We start from the raw sequence: 6,000 nt of genomic DNA on the forward strand, positions 1-6,000 counted from the left end.
CGTAAAAGGATGGTAAATATGCGAATTATGGGACTGGACTTCGGGTCAAAGACGGTAGGTGTCGCCATCAGTGACCCTTTATTGATTACTGCCCAGGGAATTGAAATTATCCGTAGAAAAGAAGAAAACAAACTCCGCCAGACGCTTGCCAGGATTGAGGAACTGATTCTGGAGTATGAGGTGGAGGAAATTGTGCTGGGATATCCGAAGCATATGAATGATTCGGAGGGAGACCGTGTCGCCCTGACCAAGGAATTTGCGGAAAAGCTGATGCGGCGTACTGCGCTGCCCATTACCTTCTGGGATGAGCGGCTTACCACGGTGGCTGCGGACCGCACCATGATAGAAGCGGGAATCCGCAGGGAAGACAGGAAAGAGCATGTGGACAGGATCGCTGCGGTCCTGATACTGCAGGGCTATCTGGATTACAGGAAGAACAGACAGGATGGCGTTCTGGAGCAGGAAAAGCCTGAGCCGGACGAGGATGCCGGAGAAACAGAAGTGCGGATGGAAACCGGGCTGTAAGAGAGAAGAAAGCAGGAAAGTTATTTTGGAAAAAATTGAATTTTGCCCCGACGGCGGCGAAAAAGTTGAATTTTACGTATTGGAACAGACAAGACTGGGAGGCTGTGATTATATCCTGGTAACCGATTCCATGGATTCGGAGGAGGAAGAGGGGGAAGCCCTGATCCTGAAGGATATCTCAGCACCTGAAGATAAAGAGGCCATCTATGAAATCGTGGAGGATGAACGCGAGCTGGATGCGGTGGCCGAGATTTTTTCCGATATGCTGGAGGATATCGACCTGGAAAAATAATCCGGGAAAATTAGCAGTCAGGAAATGTTACGTTGGATAAGCTTTCCTGCCGGTCAGCAATTTTTCGGTAGGAGGTAGTGGACATGGCCCTTGATGAAGAAAAGATTAAAGGAATACTGAAGGAAAAAGGACTGAAGGTAACCCGTCAGCGTCTTGTTGTGCTGAACGCGCTGGCATCGAAGCCGGATTCCCACCTGACTGCAGAGGAAATATATGATTTAGTTAAAACAGACAGTCCCGAAATAGGGCTGGCTACTGTTTATAGAACAATACAGTTATTTATGGAATTGCATCTGATAGACCGGATTAACCTGGATGATGGATTTGTAAGGTATGAAATTGGCGATATGGGGACGAAAAAAAACAGCCATCACCATCATCACCTGATTTGTCTTTCGTGCGGCAGGGTCTTGAGCGTGGAGGATGATCTGCTGGACGAACTGGAAGCAGAAATTGCGCGGACGACAGGCTTTAAGGTTACCGATCATGAGGTGAAGCTCTACGGGTACTGTAAGGAATGTGGAGGTAATTTGATTGAAAAAAACAAAACAAGTGAATAATGGCGGCTCCAAGCTGAAAGTAATACCTTTGGGCGGGCTGGAGCAGATTGGACTGAACATTACTGCCTTCGAGTACGAGGACAGTATTGTTGTGGTGGACTGCGGTCTTTCGTTCCCCGACGACGATATGCTGGGAATCGACATGGTGATCCCGGATATCACGTACCTGAAGGAAAATGTGGACAAGGTAAAGGGCTTCGTGATCACCCACGGACATGAAGACCATATCGGAGCGCTCCCCTATGTATTAAAGCAGCTGAATATCCCCGTTTATGCCACCCGTCTGACGATGGGAATTATCGAAAACAAGCTTAAGGAGCACAACCTTCTGAATCATACCAAGAGGAAGGTTATCAAATTCGGCCAGTCCATTAATCTGGGCCAGTTCAGGATTGAATTCATTAAGACAAACCACAGTATTGTGGATGCGGCAGCTCTCGCTATTTACTCCCCGGCGGGCACCGTTGTTCATACAGGGGACTTTAAAGTGGATTATACACCGGTATTCGGTGATGCCATAGATCTGCAGCGTTTTGCAGAAATCGGGAAAAAAGGCGTACTGGCTCTGCTGTGCGACAGCACTAACGCCGAAAGACCCGGCTTTACACCGTCCGAGAGGACTTTGAGCCGCATTTTTGACACCATTTTCCATGAGCATCCCAATCAGAGAATCCTGATTGCCACCTTTGCTTCCAATGTGGACAGGGTGCAGCAGATTATTAACTCTGCGTATAAATACAACCGTAAAGTTGTTGTGGAAGGCCGGAGCATGGTAAATATCATTGATACTGCCATGAACCTGGGCTGCCTGAATATTCCTGAAAATACGCTGATTAATATTGAACAGCTCAAGAATTATCCGGATGAACGCACCGTTATCATTACAACGGGGAGCCAGGGAGAGAGCATGGCGGCTTTGAGCCGTATGGCGGGAAGCGCACACAGGAAGATTTCCATTACTCCCAATGATGTTATTATTTTCTCTTCCCATCCGATCCCCGGCAACGAGAAGGCGGTTACCAAGGTAATCAATGAGCTTTCCATAAAGGGTGCGGAGGTAATTTTCCAGGATGTCCATGTATCCGGACATGCCTGCCAGGAAGAGATCAAGCTGATTTATACACTGGTACAGCCCAAATATGCCATCCCTGTTCACGGTGAATTCAAGCACCGTAAGGCGCAGTCAAGGCTGGCGGCGGATCTGGGAATACCCAAGGAAAATATTTTTATGATAAATTCCGGAGATGTTCTGGAAATGGATGAGGAAAAGGCCCAGGTGACCGGCAAGGTACAGGTTGGCTCCATTCTGGTTGACGGCCTTGGCGTCGGTGATGTGGGCAATGTGGTGCTCAGGGACCGCCAGCATCTGGCGGAGGACGGAATCATGATCGTGGTCCTGGGGCTGGATTCCGCTACAGGACAGCTGGTAAGCGGACCGGATCTGGTATCAAGAGGCTTTGTATATGTGAAGGAATCCGATGAGCTGATGGAAGAGGCAAGAGCCCTGATGACGAATGTCCTTGACAACTGCATAGGCCGCGGCTGCAGCGACTGGGGCAAAATCAAATCCACAGTGAAGGATTCTCTCGGTGATTTCATCTGGAAAAAGACGAAACGCCGTCCTATGATACTTCCCATCATTATGGAAGTCTAGATGAGTGAAACGGAGTGATAAAAGGATGGAAGTACAGGAAGCTCTGGAACAGCTGGCCCAGGCGATAAAGGACTCTGACATATACCGGGAATACCGCAGACAGAGCGAGAAAGTGGATAATACGGGCGATATGCGGGAAAAGATTGACGAGTACCGTGTCCGTAACTTTGAATTGCAGAATTCGGTTCAGACAGAAGATTTACTTGACAAGCTGGATGCTTTTGAGAGAGAATATGAGAAATTCAGGGAAGACCCGTTGGTGGAGGAATTCCTGGATGCCGAACTGGCTTTCTGCCGTATGATGCAGGAAATTGACGTAAAACTGGCGGAGGCAATGGATTTTGAGTAGGAAGGGAAAAAAGCGGTCGATGAAGAAAAAAGAGGCAGCGGGAATGGCGGTGCATTCCGTAATTAAAATCGTTGTAATCGTACTTGTGGTCATGGTCATCTACCGTCTGGGAAGCATGGCCTTTGAATACGGGGAAAGAATCTTCGGAGAACCGCCGATGGCAGATGCCCCCGGAACTGATATAGAAATTATGATTCAGAACGGCGACGATGTGAAGGTGATTGCGCAGAAGCTTGAGGATGCGGGGCTGGTCCGTGACGCAGGCCTGTTTGTCCTGCAGGAGAAGCTGGCCGGTTATAAGGATGGCCTGAAAGCGGGAACCTATACGCTGAACACCTCCATGACGCCGGATGAAATGATACAGATTATGGCGGCCTCTTCGGAGGAGGACCAGGACGGGGAAGGAAGTTAACCTATGATAACCGATGAACGCCTGACGGCCTTCATCAATTCCCTGGATACGGGGAATCCGGCATATCTTAACGAACTGGAAAAGGAAGCAAGGGAAACCAATGTGCCGATTATCCGCACGGAAACCCAGAGCCTGTTAAGGACACTGATATCCATTAACAGGCCTGCACGGATTCTGGAGGTGGGGACGGCTATTGGTTTTTCTGCCCTTTGCATGAGTGAATATGCACCGCAGGGCTGTCAGATCACAACCATTGAAAAATATGAAAAAAGAATTCCCATTGCAAAAGAGAATTTCCGCAGGTTTGGGAAGGAAGAGCAGATTCACCTGCTGGAAGGTGATGCGGCAGAAGTGCTCAGGGAGTTGAGCGGAAGCTATGATTTTATTTTTATGGATGCGGCCAAAGGCCAGTATCTGCATTTTCTGCCGGATACGCTTCGCCTGTTAAGGGACGGCGGGCTGCTGATATCGGATAATGTGCTCCAGGACGGGGACATTCTGGAATCCCGGTACGCGGTGACCAGAAGGGACAGGACCATCCATGCCCGTATGCGGGAATACCTGTATGTACTGAAGCATCATCCGGAGCTGATTACCTCCGTGCTTCCTGTGGGAGACGGTGTGGCCGTCAGTGTAAAGAGTAAAAATAACGGACTTTGAATTACGCCTGGAGGGAGCTGAATGTGCTTCTTCCGGCGTTTTGCGGATCATGAGCGGCTGTCTGGATATCCGGACTGCTGCTGTAACGGAAAGGGATAAGAACGGTATGAGTGAAAAAAACAGAAAGCCGGAGCTTCTGATTCCGGCCAGTAATCTTGAGGTACTTAAGACCGCGGTTATTTTCGGCGCGGATGCGGTATACATTGGAGGAGAAGCCTTTGGCCTGCGGGCGAAGGCCAAGAATTTTTCCAAAGAGGATATGCAGGAGGGAATCCGTTTTGCCCATGAGAACGGCGTGAAGGTATATGTCACTGCCAATATCCTGGCGCATAACAGGGATTTGGAGGGCGCCCGCGCTTATTTTGGGGAGCTTAGGGAAATCGGCCCGGATGCGCTGATTATTTCCGACCCGGGCATGTTTTCCATTGCCAGGCAGGTATGGCCGGAGGCTGAAATCCATATTTCAACCCAGGCCAACAATACCAATTATATGACCTACCGCTTCTGGTGGGAGCAGGGGGCGAAAAGAGTCGTTTCCGCCAGGGAGCTTTCGCTGGAGGAAATCAGGGAAATCCGTGAGAATATTCCGGAGAAAATGGAAATAGAGAGTTTTGTGCACGGGGCCATGTGTATTTCTTATTCAGGAAGGTGCCTTCTGAGCAATTATTTTACCGGAAGAGATGCCAACCAGGGGGAATGCACCCATCCCTGCCGCTGGAAATATGCGGTGATGGAAGAAAGCCGCCCCGGCGAATATCTGCCGGTTTATGAAAATGAAAGAGGGACTTTTATTTTTAATTCCAGGGATTTGTGTATGATAGAACATATCCCGGAGCTTATGGAGGCCGGAATCGACAGCTTTAAAATCGAGGGCAGGATGAAAACCGCCCTCTATGTGGCAACCGTGGCCCGTACCTATCGGAAGGCCATTGACGATTATCTGCGTTCGGAGGAGGAATACCGGAATAACCTGCCGTGGTACAGGGACGAAATCGCCAAATGTACCTACAGGCAGTTTACTACCGGATTCTATTTCGGTAAACCTTCGGAGCAGGCGCAGATTTATGACAATAACACTTATGTCAGTGAATATATTTATCTGGGTATTGTCGGCGCTGTCCGGGAAGACGGACTTGCCAGAATCGAGCAGCGTAACAAGTTCTGCACCGGGGACGAAATAGAAATCATGAAGCCCGATGGAAGGAATATCCCCGTTAAGGTGGAACGTATTCTTGATGAGGAGGGAAACGAGGTGGAAAGCGCGCCTCATCCAAGGCAGGTTTTATTCCTGCAGCTTTCGGCGGCGCCGGAACAGTATGATATCCTGAGAGTTAAAAACGATTAACAGCTGCCGGGGAAAACGCTTTTTTCCGGGCTGCTGTCTGCATAATGTCTGATTTGGGGCATGTTTTTTATTTTTTTGATGTTGGGGTCAAAAGCCCTATAATAGTACCTTGAAAATTTTACACAAACACTCTATTTCTTGCTCGGTGTGATATACTGTGTTTATCAAGTAAAGGTGGTAAATACGAATGGCATTCAGAATAA

Annotated in this window: 8 protein-coding genes; all 8 read left to right on the forward strand. The window is 48.9% G+C overall.

Annotation, left to right across the window (positions count from 1 at the left end; all coding sequences use genetic code 11):
- Nucleotides 1-18: 18 nt before the first annotated feature.
- The 8 genes from ruvX to FYJ45_RS22180 all read left to right on the forward strand — a co-directional run bounded on the left by ruvX (nucleotide 19) and on the right by FYJ45_RS22180 (nucleotide 5,797).
- The gene (ruvX, locus tag FYJ45_RS22145) at nucleotides 19-525 is read left to right on the forward strand and encodes a Holliday junction resolvase RuvX (RefSeq protein ID WP_025488389.1); all 507 of its coding nucleotides are present in this window, start codon (nucleotides 19-21) and stop codon (nucleotides 523-525) included.
- 25 nt (nucleotides 526-550) lie between these two features.
- Nucleotides 551-817 carry a DUF1292 domain-containing protein gene (locus FYJ45_RS22150; protein ID WP_025488390.1) on the forward strand — a complete coding sequence of 89 codons (267 nt, stop codon included), beginning with the start codon at nucleotides 551-553 and terminating at the stop codon, nucleotides 815-817.
- 83 nt (nucleotides 818-900) lie between these two features.
- Nucleotides 901-1,377 carry a Fur family transcriptional regulator gene (locus FYJ45_RS22155; protein WP_154467262.1) on the forward strand — a complete coding sequence of 159 codons (477 nt, stop codon included), beginning with the start codon at nucleotides 901-903 and terminating at the stop codon, nucleotides 1,375-1,377.
- A complete protein-coding gene (locus FYJ45_RS22160) occupies nucleotides 1,352-3,031 on the forward strand; it encodes a ribonuclease J (RefSeq protein ID WP_025488391.1) in 1,680 nt (559 codons plus the stop codon). Before FYJ45_RS22155 ends, FYJ45_RS22160 begins: the two co-directional genes overlap by 26 nt.
- Before the next feature lie 25 nt (nucleotides 3,032-3,056).
- Nucleotides 3,057-3,380 (forward strand): YlbF family regulator, encoded by a 324-nt coding sequence (locus tag FYJ45_RS22165; protein ID WP_154467263.1) that lies wholly within the window; start codon nucleotides 3,057-3,059, stop codon nucleotides 3,378-3,380.
- Entirely contained in the window at nucleotides 3,373-3,792 is a 420-nt protein-coding gene (locus FYJ45_RS22170) for an endolytic transglycosylase MltG (RefSeq protein ID WP_146045262.1), read from the forward strand. The genes FYJ45_RS22165 and FYJ45_RS22170 overlap by 8 nt, the downstream gene beginning before the upstream one ends.
- 3 nt (nucleotides 3,793-3,795) lie before the next feature.
- A complete protein-coding gene (locus FYJ45_RS22175) occupies nucleotides 3,796-4,452 on the forward strand; it encodes an O-methyltransferase (RefSeq protein WP_021638771.1) in 657 nt (218 codons plus the stop codon).
- Between the two features lie 106 nt (nucleotides 4,453-4,558).
- A complete protein-coding gene (locus FYJ45_RS22180; protein WP_154467264.1) occupies nucleotides 4,559-5,797 on the forward strand; it encodes a peptidase U32 family protein in 1,239 nt (412 codons plus the stop codon).
- Nucleotides 5,798-6,000 lie beyond the last annotated feature (203 nt).

It is taken from the genome of Eisenbergiella porci (assembly GCF_009696275.1).
GTDB classification, from domain to species: Bacteria; Bacillota; Clostridia; order Lachnospirales; family Lachnospiraceae; genus Eisenbergiella; species Eisenbergiella porci.